Raw genomic sequence first — 17263 nt, forward strand, 5'->3', positions numbered from 1 at the left:
CCTTTGCAACACTGGCAGGCTAAGTGCTTTAATGCCAAAATTATTTTTTCTCCGCAGTCAGGATAGACGATGAAGAAGATTGTTGTTTTAGCGGTGTTGTTGGCCCTGAGTGGTTGTGTGCAGGTCGATGATTATCGTGAAGTGGTGAAAGCGCCGGCCCCGGCCGGGCTTGCGGGTTACTGGCAGACGCAAGGGCCGCAAAGCGAGATGGTTAGCCCGGAAGCCATTGCCACCCTGGTTGTTACGCCGCAAGGCGATACGCTTGATTGCCGCCAGTGGCAACGCGTGATTGCTCTGCCGGGCAAACTGATGCTGCGTTCAGATTCCCTGTATAACGTCACCGCAAAGCGTGAGGTTTATGATATTGAGCGCGAGGGGGAAACGCTGGAATATGCGGGCATGACGCTCAAACGCGTGGATCGCCCAACCCAGGAATGTGCTGATTACCTGGAAAAAAATCCGCTCCCCACACCGCTTCGCTAGCGTTCCATTTCCCCTGAGCCGGATGCATCGCTCAGGGGAAATATCCCTTTGCTTCCCCGCGATCTACTGCATTTTCTTGCGCCGTAACGCCATCAACGGATTGACGGAAATACCGTGCACGATAACGCTTGCCACCACCAGCGTCAGCGCGCAGTCCATCATATAATTCGCCTCGTCGCCGCGCATACCGTGCATCCAGGCATAAGCGATATAGTTCAGGCTGCCTATGCCGCGTATTCCGAGCCAGCTAATAGCCATGCGCTGATAAGCGGGCGTTGAAACCCCCCAGGTCACCGCGTAAACCGCCAGCGGACGAATGACCACAAAGAGCAGCGCCGCCATAAGAAGGCCGTCGGGCTGCCAGTGTTGGGCAAGGGTGATACCAAGAATGATGATAAGCGCGGCGGCAAAAAGACGCTCGACGGTGTCGCCAAAAGAGAGGGCATCGCCAATGACCAGACCCATCGATTTTACCCGCGTGGTTTCAGAAAACGCGTGTCTTTGGTGGGGATTGACCATGGTTTCAGCCGGCAGCGCCGTACCGTTTTCTTCCTCTCTTTCTTCCGGGAAATGCCGCTGAACTTTAATTTCCGCGCGTCTTAGCCCAACCCCTGCGGCAAAGGCGGCGAGAAAGCCCGAGGCGCCAAGCGCCAGGGCAATGGCGTAGCTAAGCGCTATCAACGACAGCGCAATAAAATCACTAGAAGCAAACTCGCGCTGGGTATAGCGGAAATGAGTGGCCATCAGCCCGACCGCGTGCCCCAGCAGGTAGCCGATAACGACGCCCGCCACCAGCGCCCATACCACTTCAATCGTGAACCAGTGAGCAATTTCAGAGGAGGTTATCTCACCGCCGCTGTTAGCGAACATCAGCGCCAGCGCAAGAAGAGGTAAAGCGGTGCCGTCATTCATCCCCGCTTCGGTGGAAAGCGACAGGCGCAGGCTGTCGTCATCGCGCGCATCGTTAATGGCAATCAGGCTGGCGAGAACCGGGTCGGTGGGGGCGATGATCGCCGCAAAGGCCAAAGATATGGGCCAGTTCATTCCCAGCAGATAATGCGCGGCAAGCATAATGCTGCCCACGGTTAATAACATGGCGGGGCCAGCCAGCAGTACGCCCATTTTCCAGCCCGCCGATCGGAACGGCATGCGGATTTTAAGCCCGGTCATAAACAGCGAAGCCGCCATCGCCACTTCGGAAACGTGGGCGATGATGGTGGAGTATTTGAAAATATCAATGTTGAGCAGGTTCAGAACCCAGGGACCGCAAACAATGCCGACCAGCAGATAAAGACCAAAAAGAGGAACGACGCTGCGGCTTATCCAGCCATAGCTTAGCGACATCAACAGCAACAAAGCGCCAGACGCGGCGGTCCAGGTTATAAAATTCATCTACAGCCTTCTCGTTAAATTCATGCTGATAGCCAAAAGGCTTATCCGTGAATTTAAGCTTAGGGTAAATTTTGCGGCTTCGTCGCGGTCAAAGGAATTGTCCTCCCTTAGCCGTGAAGGGAGGACAACAAATCACCTTACAGTACGTCCTCCATTACCCACACGCTCACGCTGCCGCCGTTGCAGGTAAACGTTGCGCTACCCTTTTCATCGGTTGTGATGGTCTCTTCCCGGTTGCCCAGATAGTCCCGCCAGTTTTTATTGCCGTAATTTTCGCCAAGATCGAGGGTTTTTTCGCCTTCATCGCCATTCGATAGCACTACCACGCAGCCCGGGTCTTCATCGGTGCCGCTGCGGCTGAACGCAATGCAGTTCGGATGATCGAAATAGAGCGTTTGCACGCCGTGGGCGAAGCGCTCGCGAGCGTGAATCAAATCATCGAGGTGCTCAACTATCGGCATATCAATATGATAGGTTTCGCCATCTCCGCCTTCATCGTCGTAACTTGCGCCGAACAGATCGGGATAAAACACGGAGGGAACGCCGTTCTCACGCAACAGAATTAAAGCGTAGGCGAGGGGCTTAAACCACGACTCGACGGGAGCCTCAAGGGATTGCAGCGGCTGGGTATCGTGATTGGCTACAAGCGTCATAGCATGGAACGGGTCCGCCTCCACCAGCGTGCCGGTGAAGATCTGGCTCATATCGTATTCGCTTCCTTGTCGGGAAGCCTGGTGAAACTTCATCTGCAGCGGCGCATCGAACAGCAGCGTTTTTCCGTCAACCTGCGCAATATATTCCTGCAGCTTGTCGACTTCGTGCGACCAGTATTCGGCGACGATAAACAACGGCGTTTCAGCCACTTCCTGCACATGTTCTATCCACTCCTTATAGAACCAGGCAGGGATGTGTTTGACGGCGTCCAGACGAAACCCGTCGCAGCCGGTTTCTTCCATCACCCAGCGCGCCCAGTATTTAATCTCTTCCGTCACGGCGCGGTTGCGAAAGTCGATATTTTCACCCATCAGGTAATCGAAATTACCCAGTTCGTCATCCACCTGTTCGTTCCAGCCTTCGCCGGTGTAATCGTTGATGATTTTAAATATGCCGTCTTCGGTGGGATTTTCGATATGGTCTATGCCGCTAAAGCATTTGTAATCCCAGATGAACTGGGAGTATTTGCCTTCGCGGGCAGGGAAGGTGTAGCGCGTCCAGGCTTCACACTCGATGACTTCGTCGTCGATTTCATTGCGATTTTCTTCATTGACGCGGTTAACGCGAATTTGTTCTTTCTCATCCGCGCCCATTTTGTGGTTCACCACAACGTCGAGCAATACCGCAATGTTGTTGTCTTTGAGCGCTTTGATGGCGGCCAGAAGCTGCGCTTTGTCGCCGTATTTGGTCGCGACGCTGCCCTTTTGATCAAACTCGCCTAAATCGAACAGATCGTAAACGTCGTAGCCGACAGAGTATCCGCCGGAGCTGCCTTTATAAGCCGGAGGCAGCCAAACCATATTAATGCCGATTTCATTGAGGTTAGGGGCCAGTGCTTCAACCTCAGGCCACAGCTCACCGCCGCCGGGATAGTACCAGTGAAAGCATTGCAACAAAGTCGGGTTACGCATAGTCGAGCTCCATGACACAGGGATCTCAATTATGGATGAAATGTTTAAAAATGCCTGGTGCGAAAAAGTTCCCTCTTCGCCGCACCTCAGGGAATCAGGGGGGTCAGGGGGTTACGTCCAGATTGTCCCGCGGCGCCAGGATTTGCCCTCCCTGTTTGCCGTAGGCGCTCAGCACAGACTGCTGTATGGAAGATTGCCCCACCAGTTTTGCAAGTTCGTCCATGCGCGCCTGCAGTAAACGTTTAACTTCGCTTTCGTTGCTCAGAATGGTACGGAGCATCGGGCGGAGTTGTTCCTGTAACTGCGTTGAAGGCTTGATGTCGCGCATGAGTTGAGTCAGTTCATGCACCGCATTAACGTAATCCATTTCACTGGCGATTAATTCATCCCACAGTCCTTCGCGGGCGTTGCGCAGCATCACCTTACTTTGCTCCAGTAATTGCTGATAGAGGGTATACAGTTGCGGTGCGTGGTTCATTAGACTGCGTCCTGAATCCGGTTAGGCGTTTGAGCAACATCTTTCCAGGCATCGGCAATGTTTCGCAGCAGATTCTCGACCTCTTCGATCGCGCTGACATCATTACGTAAATTTGCCTGGAGGAGGCGTCGCACCATATAAGCATAGAGTGCAAACAGATTCTGCGTCAGCTCATCGCTGCTTGTTTCATCGATCCCGATTTTAAGACCGTTTTCGATAATATTAATGGCTTTGGAAAGGGAAAGGCCTTTCCCTTCCAGGTTGCCGTCCTGCAAAAAAAGACGCGCGCGTACTAACGCGCTGAGCGCGCCATCAAACAGCATGGTAAGCAACTGTTGCTGGCTGGCGCTCATGACTGCACTTTCAACGTCGATTTTTGCATAGGCCTGCGTGCCTTTTGCGCCGTACATGTCTTCTCCTGAATTAATTAGCTGTTGCTGCTGGAGCTGCTGGTAGATTCGAACTGTTGAGTCAGATAGCTGCTGGTGGAGTTCAGCGAGTTCATCAGCACGTCCAGTTGGGTAAATTGCGCTTTATAACGCGCCACTAATGTATCGATACGATCGCTGGCAGCGTTGTATTGCTTGGTCAGGTTGTTCAGCGTCTTGCTCACGCCGTCTTTTGCCGCCTGGATAATGCCGGTGCTTGAGAGCCAACTGGTCAGATTGCTGCCGATGGAAGTGGTGATGCCGGTGGTTTTTCCGTCGCCCACGATCATATCTTTGACCCCGGAAGCATCTTTTTTCAGCGCCGCTTCCAGTTTGTCGTTATCCAGTTCTAACTTGCCGGTGCTCGGATCTGAGGTGATACCAATCTGTGCCAGCGTCTTGAACGTTGAACTGCCCGAAGTATTGCTAAGCAGACCTTTTAGCTGAGTCTGGATAGTGCGCAGGGTAGAGTCGCCAAGCAGTGCGCCGTTGCTGGAGTCCTGGCTGTCTGTTCCGGCATCCACGGAGGTGTATTTAGTTAAGCTGCTGAAGGTGTCCTGCAGCGAATTATAGGCATCGACCCAAGCGCTGACGGCTTTTTCAGCTTTGGATGTATCTTTGGTAATGGTCAGCGTCTGGTTGCCGGTGGTGACATCGTTCAGATTAAGAGTGATATCTTCCAGCGCATCGCTGATGGTGTTGCTGCTGTTGACGATTTTGACGTTGTTAACCATCAGCTCGGCATTTTGTGCGGTAACGCTCTCTTCCATACCGTTACTGGCATCGGTGCCGGTGCCGTTGTAGCCCATAAAGGCTTGCAGAGCGCTATCGCTACCGTCGCTAAAGCTCAGGGACATCGCGTTATCGCTGCCGGTATCATCAGAGGAAATAGACAGACGGTATTGACCGTTGCCGACGTTGATAATACTGGCGCTGACGCCTGCATCGGCATTATTGATGGCGTCGCGAATGCCGGTCAGCGACGAGTTGGCCGCGCTGATATCAATGGTTATCGGGTCTTTGCCGCCGCCCTGTTGGATGGTCAGCACGCTGTCGCTGGTGGCGATAGCCGTTTTGTTGTCGCTCTGGGTATTTTTAGTGGTCAGCGTCTGCGCTTGCGCAAGCTGGGTCACGTTAATCGTATATTTCCCGGCAATCGCGCTGCCGGTAGTGGTGGCGCTGAACGCCGTACTGCTGCTGGTTGTTGACGTAGCGGTAAATAAATCTGCTTTATTCAGCGCGGCATTGGCGGTCTGGAAGGTTTCCAGCGCGCTTTTCAGCGTGCCGTAAGCGCTCAGTTTGGCGGTATAGGAAGTCTGTTGAGTCGTTATCGGCTTTAGCGTGGCTTTTTCCGCTGCCTCCAGGCTGTCCAGAATGTTACTTAAATCCAGGCCCGATCCGACTCCCAGCGTTGAAATACTTGCCATATAAATTCCTTAATATATCGATGCGTAGAATGAATACCGGGATTATCGACCTGAACGGCGTAAAGTTTACGATTAATTACTTTTTTTTAATGGCGGGAATAGCGGCTTGGGAAAAGAGTATTTCTGACGCTAAAAAATATTGGCGAGGGTGAAAATAATTCTAAAGGTTGTGAATGACCAGACGATAACAGGTTTAACGGCGCAGAGCCGAAGGGTGGAAGCCCAATCACGTAACCCGTAGATTTGAACACAGGAAAATAAATCATGGCACAAGTCATTAATACCAACAGCCTCTCGCTGATCACTCAGAACAATATCAACAAGAACCAGTCTGCTCTGTCTACTTCAATTGAGCGTCTGTCTTCAGGCTTGCGTATCAACAGCGCGAAAGATGACGCTGCGGGCCAGGCGATTGCTAACCGTTTCACTTCTAACATTAAAGGCCTGACTCAGGCTGCACGTAACGCTAACGACGGTATCTCTCTGGCGCAGACCACTGAAGGCGCGCTGTCTGAAATCAACAACAACTTACAGCGTGTTCGTGAACTGACCGTTCAGGCTTCCACCGGTACTAACTCCGAATCTGACCTGTCTTCAATCCAGGACGAAATCAAATCCCGTCTGGAAGAAATTGACCGCGTATCCGGCCAGACCCAGTTTAACGGCGTGAACGTGCTGGCTAAAGACGGTAAAATGTCTATCCAGGTTGGCGCAAATGATGGTCAGACTATCTCTATTGACTTACAGAAAATCGATTCTTCCGCTCTGGGCCTGAAAGGTTTCTCTGTAAATGGTAGTGCTCTGAATGTAAGCGATGCTATCACGACAGTTGCTCAGGCTGGTACAGATGCACCGAAAGCTATTACTTTCGCAACTGATACTGCAACAACCTTGGGTATCACTGACACTTCTGGTCTGACCTTCCATAACGTTCTGAACGCAAATGGTGATGCGACTGGCCAGTATGTAGTTAAATCTGGTGATGATTACTATTCAGCTCAAATGGATGCGGATGGTGAAGTTACACTGGATACAACTGATGTAGAGTACAAAACTGCAAGTGGAGCAGAAGCGACTCAGAGTGGTGTTGCAGTTAAAATGGCTTATGCCTCTGATACTGGAGCAGCGGCAGGATTCGTCACCGTTGAAGGTAAAAACTATGCGGCTACTGTTGCGGGAACCACTAATGTAGAAGTTGGTGTCACAGACGAGTTTGCTGGTGCATCCACCAACGATCCATTGGCTCTGCTGGATAAAGCCATTGCTCAGGTTGACAAATTCCGTTCTTCCCTGGGTGCTGTGCAGAACCGCTTGGATTCCGCAGTAACTAACCTGAACAACACCACTACCAACCTGTCTGAAGCGCAGTCCCGTATTCAGGACGCCGACTATGCGACCGAAGTGTCCAACATGTCTAAAGCGCAGATCATCCAGCAGGCCGGTAACTCCGTGCTGTCCAAAGCTAACCAGGTTCCACAGCAAATTCTGTCTCTGCTGCAGGGCTAATCGCTTTTTGCCTGATTACCTGACCAACCCCGCCCGGCGGGGTTTTTTCTTATTATTGTTACCCATAACCCTCAAATAACCCCCCATTTAGTCCACTATTCTGACGATTAAAACCCCTCCAGAATCGGATAATCATGCCGATAACTCAACTAACGCAGGGCTGTTTATCGTGAATTCACTGTATACCTCTGAAGGTGTGATGGATAAACACTCGCTGTGGCAGCGTTATGTTCCGCTGGTGCGTCACGAAGCGTTGCGCCTGCAGGTTCGTCTGCCGGCGAGTGTGGAGCTTGACGATCTGCTACAGGCGGGTGGCATCGGATTATTGAATGCAGTCGATCGCTATGATGCCCTGCAAGGAACGGCATTTACTACCTACGCGGTGCAGCGCATTCGTGGGGCGATGCTTGATGAGTTGCGCAGCCGTGACTGGGTGCCGCGCAGCGTCAGGCGTAACGCACGCGGTGTCGCGCAAGCGATTGGTCAACTGGAGCAAGAGCTGGGACGCAACGCCACCGAAACTGAGGTGGCCGCAAGACTGGATATCCCGCTCGACGAATACCGCCAGATGTTGCTCGACACCAACAACAGCCAACTTTTCTCTTATGACGAGTGGCGTGAAGAGCATGGCGACAGTATCGAACTGGTCACCGAGGAGCACCAGCAGGCGAATCCTCTGCAGCATTTGCTGGAGAGTAATTTGCGTAGCCGCGTGATGGATGCGATTGAAGCGCTACCGGAACGCGAGCAACTGGTGTTGACGCTGTACTATCAGGAAGAGCTGAATCTCAAGGAGATTGGCGCCGTTCTGGAAGTGGGGGAGTCTCGGGTGAGTCAGTTGCATAGCCAGGCGATAAAACGCTTACGCACCAAGCTGGGTAAGTTGTAGGGAGTGCCGCACGATTATCTCACCACCTGGAAATTATCATGACGGTGCAGCAACCAAAAAGACGGCCTCTAAGCCGCTACCTTAAAGATTTCAAGCACACACAGACCCACTGCGCGCATTGCGGCAAGCTTTTAGATCGCATTACGCTTACCTGCCGTGGTGAAATCGTGAATAAAACGACCATCGCGCAACTTGATACGCTCATTGATGATGCCGCCTGGCAGGTGGAAAAGCAGGAGTGGATGGCGCTGTGCCGTTTTTGCGGCGACCTGCACTGCAAAGAACAGGGCAATTATTTTGATATTATCGGTTTTAAGCAGTATTTGTTCGAGCAAACCGAGATGAGCCATGGCACCATTCGTGAGTATGTTGTTCGCCTGCGTCGCCTGGGCAATCATCTTTCTGAGCAGAACATTCCTGCGCCTTCTTCCTTGCAAAGCCTTCTTGACGACACGCTGGATGCCTGGCTTCCACAAACCAGCACCAATAACTACCGTATCGCGCTGCGTAAATACTGGCAGTTTCAGGTACAGCTCCTGGAGGCGTCCGCCTCATACCAGGAAAGTCATATCACTTCCGATATATATTAATATGGAATAAGTTGTAGCGGACTGGTTTTGACGCTCAAAGCTAAGTCGCTACACTACAACAAATTATTGATAGCTGGGGTAACTATGAAATTAGCAATAGTGGGACGTCAGGCGCTGATGGGCGTACTGGCGGTGGCACTGGTTGCCGGAGCAAGCGTAAAAACCTTCGCTGCGGAAAATTTACTCAATAAAGTCAAAGAGCGCGGCACCTTGTTGGTGGGTCTGGAAGGAACATATCCTCCGTTCAGTTTCCAGGGCGACGACGGCAAATTAACCGGTTTTGAGGTTGAGTTCGCCGAGCAGCTCTCGCAGCACCTCGGCGTCAAAGCGGCGCTGAAACCGACCAAATGGGACGGCATGCTGGCTTCGCTGGATTCCAAACGTATTGATGTGGTGATTAATCAGGTCACCATCTCGGACGAGCGTAAGAAGAAATATGACTTCTCAACGCCGTATACCGTTTCCGGTATCCAGGCGCTGGTGAAAAAAGGCAACGAAGGCAGCATTACCGGGCCGGATTCCCTGAAAGGGAAAAAAGTCGGCGTGGGTCTGGGCACCAATTACGAACAGTGGCTGCGTGAAAACGTGCAGGGCGTAGACATTCGTACTTATGACGATGACCCAACGAAATATCAGGATCTGCGCGTTGGCCGTATCGACGCCATTCTGGTTGACCGACTTGCCGCTCTCGACCTGGTGAAGAAAACCAAAGATACCCTGGCCGTAGCGGGCGAACCGTTCTCCCGTCAGGAAGCGGGCGTTGCGATTCGTAAAGGCAACGAAGATTTGGTTGATGCGGTGAACAAAGCCATTGCTGACATGCAAAAAGACGGCTCGCTGGCAAAACTGTCCGAAAAATGGTTTGGCGCTGACGTAACCAAATAACCGATGGATATCTCTGAAAGGTGCTTATAACAGCACCTTTTTTTATGTGTAATGGTCGGGAATTATCCGTGCTGGTACATAATGAAGGGATGTGAAATTTTCATACCGGTTTTAATGGAGTAGCTCATGTCACTGCATAACCTGACACGTTTTCCGCGTCTGGAATTTATCGGCGGCCCTACGCCGCTTGAGTATCTGCCGCGTTTTTCTGATTACCTTGGTCGCGAAATTTACATCAAACGTGACGACACAACGCCTTTGGCGATGGGCGGCAATAAGCTGCGCAAACTGGAATTTCTGGCGGCCGACGCGTTGCGCGAAGGGGCCGACATGCTAGTGACGGCCGGTGCAATTCAGTCAAACCACGTTCGCCAGACCGCAGCCGTTGCGGCAAAGCTCGGCCTTAAATGCGTGGCCCTGCTTGAAAATCCTATTGCGACCCGTGCAGACAACTACCTTACTAACGGCAACCGACTGCTGCTCGATCTCTTTGATGCTGAAATCGAAATGTGCGATGCGCTGCACGCGCCCGACCAGCAGCTTGAGGATATCGCCACGCGGCTTGAAGCGCAGGGGTTTCGGCCTTATGTGATCCCGGTTGGCGGTTCGAATGCCCTTGGCGCGCTTGGTTATGTTGAAAGCGCGCTGGAAATTGCCCAGCAGTGCGAAGGGGCGGTGAACGTTTCATCCGTTGTTGTGGCTTCCGGCAGTGCGGGAACGCACGCGGGGCTGGCCGTCGGGCTTGAGCAGGTTATGCCGGATGTTGACCTTATCGGCGTCACGGTTTCCCGCACCATCGCTCAACAGTTGCCAAAAGTGGAAGCTTTGCAAAAGGCCGTGGCGCATTCGTTAGATTTGACCGCATCCGCCCCCATCCACCTTTGGGATGACTATTTTGCTCCAGGCTACGGCACGCCGAACGAAGAGGGGCTGGAGGCCATTAAACTGCTGGCGCGGCTTGAAGGAATTTTGCTTGACCCGGTTTACACCGGCAAAGCGATGGCGGGATTGATTGACGGCGTGGCGCAAAAACGCTTTAAAGACGAAGGGCCGATAATCTTTGTGCATACCGGTGGGGCGCCCGCGCTGTTCGCTTACCATCCGCATGTGTAACTCATAATAAGAAACAGACAGGGTGTAATTTAAGTATGCAAGAAAGCCTACAACTGGTGCTGGATTCGGCGCCGTATCTGCTCAAGGGCGCCGTGTTCACGCTGCAGCTTAGTATTGGCGGCATGTTCTTCGGTTTAATCCTCGGATTTTTGCTGGCGCTGATGCGCCTGTCGCCGTTTTTGCCTTTTTCTCTGCTGTCGCGTTTTTACGTGTCGATCTTTCGTGGTACGCCGCTGATAGCACAGCTCTTTATGATTTATTACGGTCTGCCACAGTTCGGCATCGAGCTGGACCCGATTCCGGCGGCCATGATTGGGCTGTCGCTCAATACCGCGGCCTATGCTTCTGAAACGCTGCGTGCGGCCATCTCTTCTATCGAGAAAGGGCAGTGGGAAGCGGCGGCAAGCATTGGTATGACGCCCTGGCAAACTCTGCGTCGCGCCATCCTGCCTCAGGCAGCTCGCGTGGCTTTGCCTCCGCTTAGCAACAGTTTCATTAGTCTGGTAAAAGACACTTCCCTTGCGGCGACCATTCAGGTGCCCGAACTGTTCCGCCAGGCGCAGCTCATCACCTCGCGCACGCTTGAAGTGTTCACCATGTATCTCGCCGCTTCGTTGATTTACTGGGTAATGGCAACGGTGCTTTCTGCCCTGCAAAACTACTTCGAAAATCAGCTAAACCGCCAGGACAGGGAGCCAAAATGAGTGCCATCGACGTAAAACAACTGGTGAAAAAATTCCACGGTCAGACGGTGCTGCACGGTATCGATCTGGAAGTGAAACCCGGTGAAGTAGTGGCGATCATCGGGCCAAGCGGTTCCGGTAAAACCACGCTGCTGCGCTGCATTAATTTGCTGGAACAGCCTGAGTCCGGAACTATTCAGGTTGGCGATATCACTATTGATGCCGCGGTTTCCCTGAGTAAACAGAAAAACCGCGTGCGCGAACTGCGCCAGCATGTAGGTTTTGTCTTCCAGAGCTTTAATCTGTTTCCGCATCGCACGGTGCTGGAAAATATTATTGAAGGTCCGGTCATCGTAAAAGGTGAGCCAAAGGAAGAGGCGACGGAGCGCGCACGTGAGCTGCTGGCAAAAGTCGGGCTGACCGGCAAAGAAACCAGCTATCCGCGGCGCCTTTCCGGCGGACAACAGCAGCGCGTGGCCATTGCGCGCGCGCTGGCGATGCGCCCGGAGGTTATTCTGTTTGATGAACCCACCTCGGCGCTGGATCCCGAGCTGGTGGGCGAAGTGCTAAGCACCATTCGCCAGTTGGCGCAGGAAAAGCGCACGATGGTTATTGTTACCCATGAAATGAGCTTTGCGCGCGATGTGGCGGACAGGGCGATCTTTATGGATCAGGGGCGTATCGTGGAGCAAGGCCCGGCCCGCGAGCTGTTTGCAAATCCTCAGCAACCGCGTACTAAGCAGTTTCTGGAGAAATTTCTGACGCAGTAACGTCCGAACCTGGTTTTCTTCGCAAGGAGAAAACCAGGGATAAAATTCAAACACCCACACAAATAGCGATATTAATGCGCTGCATAACCCAGGCACAAAATGCTGTATCGATAACTTTCTGCGCACAAAAAGAGTAATTTTAATCTTTACTTAAAGAAACAAACCCGTCGGTCGATAACTCTTATAAATATGTTTATTAAATGTGTTAGCGTTGCACATTCAATTTTTGAATGATTAGGTTTCAGGAGATACGCCAGACACAATGCCGGATTGCGACTTTTTTAGCTGGCGACGGGAAACGCTTAATACTTTCCAGTCTATTACCGAAGCCTGTGAAATAACCACAACGATTCACCAACATACTCAGTCGTTAGAATTTGACTATTTTGCGTTCTGCGTTCGCCACCCCGTGCCTTTTACCCGCCCCAAAACCACGGTGATTTCGTCCTATCCACAGGCCTGGCTTGACCATTACCAGGCCGAGAATTATTTTGCGATCGACCCGGTGCTAAAGCCGATAAATTTCATGCGTGGCTACCTGCCGTGGAATGACGAACTTTTTGCCGGTACGCCAGAGTTCTGGGATGCGGCGCGGGATCACGGCCTGCGGCGGGGCATCACGCAATGCGTTATGTCACCTTCAAGAGCTGCGGGGCTGCTGTCGGTGTCGCGTTCATCGCTAAAAGGAAAATTATTGCCTGATGATGAGCTGAACGCTCGTCTGCAATATCTTGCCGAACTGAGCCTGATGACGCTTGCACGGCTGGAAGATCCTTCCGTTGACGCTATGACGATGAAGCTCAGCAAACGCGAACTGGAAATTTTGCAGTGGACGGGGGAGGGGAAAACGTCGGCGGAAATCGCCATCATTTTATCGATATCTGAAAATACCGTTAATTTTCATCAGAAAAATATGCAGAAGAAATTTAACGCGCCCAATAAAACGCAGATTGCCTGTTATGCGGCAGCGATGGGGATAATCTGAGCGAGTTGCCGTTCTGCGTGCCAGACGATAAAACGGCGGATGAAAACAAATTCATTCCGCCGTTGCCTGCCGGTTACTGACAGTAAGCTTGTTTAATTTGCTTAACGGTATTGCTAAACACTTCAGCGTGCGCCGCGTCATCCATCTGAGCGACTTGCTTTTCCATTTTCATAATAGCCTTACCTGCGTCAACCTGGCCCATCGCTTTGAGCATCTGGGTTAACATCGCTTTCAGGCAGGTGACTTCAATAGCCAGTTCGCTACTGTTGTCAGCGGTGGAAAAATCAGGAGTGCTCATTTATTTTCCTCAAGTCTCGGTTAGTACACCGTCATTCGGCGCAACGGTTTTGTAAGGCGGCGGAGTATAGCATACGGGTTGACCATTTTATTAGTGGTTACGTACATCTTCAGATTTTACGCGCGTTTGTGCTTTCTTTTACCGGCCGTCTGTAAAGCAATAATAAGCATAATTCCGTGGCTTATCGTGGGGATGTTTATGATTCGTTTATTAAAGGTTAATAAAAAGTAAGATTGCGGGCGACGGTAATCCTTTTATATCTGCTATTTATTGGATTTTTTAACCACTCGCCGCATTTTGCTTCACTTTGTAAACCGCTTTTCCGGCGGCGTTCTTTGCGCTGAACACTGTAAAATTATATTTCCGAAAATTGCGAGTAATCCCGCTTTCTCCATTCTTTGCATTTTAAAGTTCCTGAAAAAACCGTTAATATAAGCACCTGAATTTTTAGCAGCGTTATCCCTTTTCTGGAGAGTTATCCTTTGATCAACGTTCTTCTTGTTGATGACCACGAACTGGTGCGCGCAGGGATACGTCGCATTCTTGAAGATATCAAAGGGATCAAGATATCTGGTGAAGCAAATTGCGGTGAGGATGCCGTGAAATGGTGCCGTGCTCACCCGGTCGATGTGGTTTTAATGGACATGAATATGCCCGGCATCGGCGGTCTTGAAGCCACACGTAAAATCGTACGTTACTCTTCAGACATTAAAGTCATCATGCTCACCATCCATACGGAAAACCCGCTGCCGGCGAAAGTTATGCAGGCGGGCGCTTCTGGCTATCTGAGCAAAGGCGCTGCTCCCCAGGATGTGGTTAACGCTATTCGTTCAGTGAATGCCGGCCAGCGATATATCGCTTCAGATATCGCCCAGCAGATGGCGCTAAGCCAGATTGAACCGGAAAAAACGGAAACGCCGTTTGCCAGTTTGTCTGAGCGCGAATTACAGATTATGCTGATGATCACCAAAGGCCAGAAGGTCAATGAGATCTCTGAGCAGCTTAATCTGAGCCCGAAAACGGTCAACAGTTACCGCTATCGCATGTTTAGTAAACTTAATATCAGCGGCGATGTTGAGCTGACGCATCTGGCAATTCGTCATGGGCTCTTCAACGCGGAGACGTTAATCAGTAGTGAGTGAAACCTTCGATCCTCAGGCCTTCCTCAAAACCGTTACCAGCAAACCTGGCGTTTATCGTATGTACGACGCCAGCAGTACGGTTATTTATGTCGGCAAAGCCAAAGATTTAAAAAAGCGGCTGGCAAGCTATTTCAGAAGCAATCTGTCGAGCCGAAAAACCCAAGCGCTGGTAGCGCTTATTCATCATATTGATGTCACCGTCACCCACACTGAAACCGAAGCGCTGCTGCTCGAACACAACTACATTAAACTGTATCAGCCGCGCTACAACGTCCTGCTGCGCGATGATAAGTCCTACCCGTTTATCTTTCTCAGCGGCGATACCCATCCGCGTCTTGCCCTGCACCGTGGCGCCAAACATGCCAAAGGCGAATACTTTGGGCCGTTTCCTAACGGTTATGCCGTAAGAGAAACCCTCGCGCTGCTGCAAAAAGTTTTCCCCATCCGCCAGTGCGAAAACAACGTTTATCGCAATCGTTCCCGTCCGTGTCTGCAATATCAGATTGGGCGCTGCCTCGGGCCGTGCGTGGCTGGGTTAGTTAGTGAAGAGGATTATGCGCAGCAGGTTGAATATGTCCGTCTTTTCCTCTCGGGCAAAGACGACCAGGTGCTGACGCAGCTTATCGAACGCATGGAGCAGGCGAGTAAAAACCTTGAGTTTGAAGCCGCAGCGCGTATCCGCGATCAGATTCAGGCCGTGCGACGCATTACAGAAAAGCAGTTTGTTTCCAATACCGGCGACGATCTGGACGTTATCGGGGTAGCATTCGACAGCGGTATGGCATGCGTGCACGTGCTGTTTATCCGCCAGGGCAAAGTGCTTGGCAGCCGCAGCTATTTCCCGAAAGTGCCCGGCGGCACCGAACTTGCGGAAGTGGTCGAGACGTTTGTCGGTCAGTTTTACCTGCAGGGCAGCCAGATGCGAACCCTGCCGGGAGAAATTCTGCTCGACTTCACGTTACCGGACAAAACGCTGCTGGCCGATTCGCTTTCCGAGATGGCCGGACGGCGTATTAACGTCCAGAGCAAACCACGCGGCGATCGCGCTCGCTATCTCAAGCTTGCGCGCACCAATGCCGCCACGGCGCTGGTCACCCGTCTTTCTCAGCAATCCACCATCCATCAACGTCTCAGGGCGCTGGCGGAGGTGCTGAAGCTGCCGGAAATTAAACGCATGGAGTGTTTCGACATCAGCCACACCATGGGCGAGCAGACCGTGGCCTCATGCGTTGTGTTTGATGCAAACGGTCCGGTGCGTGCGGAATACCGGCGCTATAATATCGCTGGTATCACGCCTGGGGATGATTATGCGGCGATGAATCAGGTCCTGCGCCGCCGCTATGGTAAAGCCATTGAAGAAAGTAAAATTCCGGACGTCATTTTGATCGATGGCGGAAAAGGGCAACTCAGCCAGGCCAAAACGGTGTTTGCTGAACTGGACGTGCCCTGGGATAAAAATCATCCGCTGTTGTTGGGCGTGGCCAAAGGCACGGACCGCAAGGCGGGCCTTGAGACACTTTTCTTTGAACCGGAAGGGGAAGGCTTCTCTTTGCCGCCGGATTCTCCGGCGCTGCATGTTATTCAGCATATCCGCGATGATTCGCACGATCACGCCATCAGCGGCCACCGGAAAAAACGCGCCAAAGTGAAAAACACCAGCTCGCTGGAAACCATTGCAGGCATCGGGCCAAAACGTCGTCAGATGTTGTTGAAGTATATGGGCGGATTGCAACCGTTAATGAACGCAACCGCGGAAGAAATCGCAAAAGTGCCAGGTATCTCGCAGCAGCTGGCAGAAAAGATCTACTACTCGTTGAAACATTGAGGCCGCTGTAGCAACATAGGGACAATTCCCACTTACGACAGACAGTTATCCGGCACTATGCAATTTAATATCCCAACGTTGCTTACTCTGTTTCGTGTCTTCCTTATCCCATTCTTTGTGCTGGCTTTTTATCTGCCGTTCATCTGGGCGCCGTTCCTTTGTGCTTTTATCTTCTGGCTGGCAGCCATTACAGACTGGTTTGATGGTTTTCTCGCCCGCCGCTGGAATCAAAGCACCCGATTTGGGGCGTTCCTCGATCCCGTAGCGGATAAAGTGATGGTCGTCGTAGCGCTGGTGCTGGTGGTCGAACACTATCACGCCTGGTGGGTCACCCTTCCGGCCGCGACCATGATTGCCCGCGAAATTATTATCTCTGCGCTGCGCGAATGGATGGCGGAAATCGGCAAGCGCAGCAGCGTTGCGGTGTCGTGGATCGGTAAAACCAAGACCATGGCGCAGATGCTGGCTTTAATTGGCATGCTGTGGCGTCCGAACATGTGGATTGAGTACACCGGCATCGGTCTGTTCTTTATTGCCGCGGTATTAACTTTCTGGTCCATGTTCCAATATTTAGCCGCCGCACGCGGTGATTTGCTCGAACCGTGATCTAAGCGGCGCAAAATTCAGCAAACGAAACGCGGTGCAGGAAAATTTCATTGACTCATTGCGTCATCTAAGTAGAATGCAACGCATCGAACGGCAGCATGGCTTGTCGGATGATAATAAAATCAAGTGATTAGCAAC

The 17263-nt window shown here is 51.9% G+C and carries 18 protein-coding genes; 12 read left to right on the plus strand and 6 right to left on the minus strand.

The window, feature by feature from the left end; genetic code table 11:
* Positions 1 to 69 precede the first annotated feature (69 nt).
* Positions 70 to 483: a lipoprotein YedD gene (gene yedD / locus MUA00_RS10300; protein ID WP_271122994.1), complete on the plus strand. Its 414-nt coding sequence runs from the start codon at positions 70 to 72 to the stop codon at positions 481 to 483.
* A 63-nt stretch (positions 484 to 546) separates the two neighbouring features.
* Here yedD and MUA00_RS10305 read toward each other — a convergent pair whose 3' ends face one another.
* The 5 genes from MUA00_RS10305 to fliD form a co-directional block, all read right to left on the minus strand.
* Positions 547 to 1875, minus strand: a complete 1329-nt coding sequence (locus MUA00_RS10305; protein ID WP_271122993.1) for a cation:proton antiporter — start codon at positions 1873 to 1875, stop codon at positions 547 to 549.
* A 137-nt stretch (positions 1876 to 2012) separates the two neighbouring features.
* Positions 2013 to 3500: an alpha-amylase gene (amyA, locus tag MUA00_RS10310; RefSeq protein WP_271122992.1), complete on the minus strand. Its 1488-nt coding sequence runs from the start codon at positions 3498 to 3500 to the stop codon at positions 2013 to 2015.
* Between the two features lie 103 nt (positions 3501 to 3603).
* The gene (gene fliT, locus MUA00_RS10315; protein WP_271122991.1) at positions 3604 to 3978 is read right to left on the minus strand and encodes a flagella biosynthesis regulatory protein FliT; all 375 of its coding nucleotides are present in this window, start codon (positions 3976 to 3978) and stop codon (positions 3604 to 3606) included.
* Entirely contained in the window at positions 3978 to 4388 is a 411-nt protein-coding gene (fliS, locus tag MUA00_RS10320) for a flagellar export chaperone FliS (protein ID WP_271122990.1), read from the minus strand. The genes fliT and fliS overlap by 1 nt, the downstream gene beginning before the upstream one ends.
* Before the next feature lie 17 nt (positions 4389 to 4405).
* On the minus strand, positions 4406 to 5833 hold the full coding sequence (fliD, locus tag MUA00_RS10325; RefSeq protein WP_271122989.1) for a flagellar filament capping protein FliD: 1428 nt from the start codon (positions 5831 to 5833) through the stop codon (positions 4406 to 4408).
* Between the two features lie 264 nt (positions 5834 to 6097).
* On the opposite strand from fliD, the gene MUA00_RS10330 reads away from it, so the two are divergent.
* From MUA00_RS10330 to sdiA, 8 genes are all read left to right on the plus strand, one after another.
* On the plus strand, positions 6098 to 7339 hold the full coding sequence (locus MUA00_RS10330) for a FliC/FljB family flagellin (protein ID WP_271122988.1): 1242 nt from the start codon (positions 6098 to 6100) through the stop codon (positions 7337 to 7339).
* Positions 7340 to 7508: 169 nt separating this feature from the next.
* Positions 7509 to 8228, plus strand: coding sequence for an RNA polymerase sigma factor FliA (locus MUA00_RS10335; protein ID WP_271122987.1), 720 nt, complete (start codon positions 7509 to 7511; stop codon positions 8226 to 8228).
* A gap of 38 nt (positions 8229 to 8266) precedes the next feature.
* Positions 8267 to 8818 carry a flagella biosynthesis regulatory protein FliZ gene (fliZ, locus tag MUA00_RS10340; RefSeq protein ID WP_271122986.1) on the plus strand — a complete coding sequence of 184 codons (552 nt, stop codon included), beginning with the start codon at positions 8267 to 8269 and terminating at the stop codon, positions 8816 to 8818.
* 84 nt (positions 8819 to 8902) lie between these two features.
* On the plus strand, positions 8903 to 9703 hold the full coding sequence (gene tcyJ / locus MUA00_RS10345; RefSeq protein WP_271122985.1) for a cystine ABC transporter substrate-binding protein: 801 nt from the start codon (positions 8903 to 8905) through the stop codon (positions 9701 to 9703).
* Between the two features lie 126 nt (positions 9704 to 9829).
* A complete protein-coding gene (dcyD, locus tag MUA00_RS10350; protein WP_271122984.1) occupies positions 9830 to 10816 on the plus strand; it encodes a D-cysteine desulfhydrase in 987 nt (328 codons plus the stop codon).
* 35 nt (positions 10817 to 10851) lie between these two features.
* A complete protein-coding gene (gene tcyL, locus MUA00_RS10355) occupies positions 10852 to 11520 on the plus strand; it encodes a cystine ABC transporter permease (protein WP_271122983.1) in 669 nt (222 codons plus the stop codon).
* A complete protein-coding gene (tcyN, locus tag MUA00_RS10360; RefSeq protein WP_271122982.1) occupies positions 11517 to 12269 on the plus strand; it encodes an L-cystine ABC transporter ATP-binding protein TcyN in 753 nt (250 codons plus the stop codon). The genes tcyL and tcyN overlap by 4 nt, the downstream gene beginning before the upstream one ends.
* A 262-nt stretch (positions 12270 to 12531) precedes the next feature.
* The gene (gene sdiA, locus MUA00_RS10365) at positions 12532 to 13254 is read left to right on the plus strand and encodes a transcriptional regulator SdiA (RefSeq protein WP_271122981.1); all 723 of its coding nucleotides are present in this window, start codon (positions 12532 to 12534) and stop codon (positions 13252 to 13254) included.
* Positions 13255 to 13327: 73 nt separating this feature from the next.
* Here the strand turns inward: sdiA and MUA00_RS10370 are convergent, their stop codons facing one another.
* On the minus strand, positions 13328 to 13552 hold the full coding sequence (locus MUA00_RS10370; protein ID WP_271122980.1) for a DUF2594 family protein: 225 nt from the start codon (positions 13550 to 13552) through the stop codon (positions 13328 to 13330).
* Between the two features lie 482 nt (positions 13553 to 14034).
* Here MUA00_RS10370 and uvrY point away from each other — a divergent pair, with 482 nt between their 5' ends.
* From uvrY to pgsA, 3 genes are read left to right on the plus strand one after another with little or no spacing between them, the layout of a single operon-like run.
* A complete protein-coding gene (gene uvrY / locus MUA00_RS10375; RefSeq protein ID WP_121269079.1) occupies positions 14035 to 14694 on the plus strand; it encodes a UvrY/SirA/GacA family response regulator transcription factor in 660 nt (219 codons plus the stop codon).
* The gene (uvrC, locus tag MUA00_RS10380) at positions 14687 to 16519 is read left to right on the plus strand and encodes an excinuclease ABC subunit UvrC (RefSeq protein WP_271122979.1); all 1833 of its coding nucleotides are present in this window, start codon (positions 14687 to 14689) and stop codon (positions 16517 to 16519) included. The genes uvrY and uvrC overlap by 8 nt, the downstream gene beginning before the upstream one ends.
* Before the next feature lie 57 nt (positions 16520 to 16576).
* Positions 16577 to 17125, plus strand: a complete 549-nt coding sequence (gene pgsA, locus MUA00_RS10385) for a CDP-diacylglycerol--glycerol-3-phosphate 3-phosphatidyltransferase (RefSeq protein WP_271122978.1) — start codon at positions 16577 to 16579, stop codon at positions 17123 to 17125.
* The last annotated feature ends 138 nt before the right edge of the window (positions 17126 to 17263 follow it).

Source organism: Dryocola boscaweniae (genome assembly GCF_025215095.1).
Taxonomy (GTDB): Bacteria; Pseudomonadota; Gammaproteobacteria; order Enterobacterales; family Enterobacteriaceae; genus Dryocola; species Dryocola boscaweniae.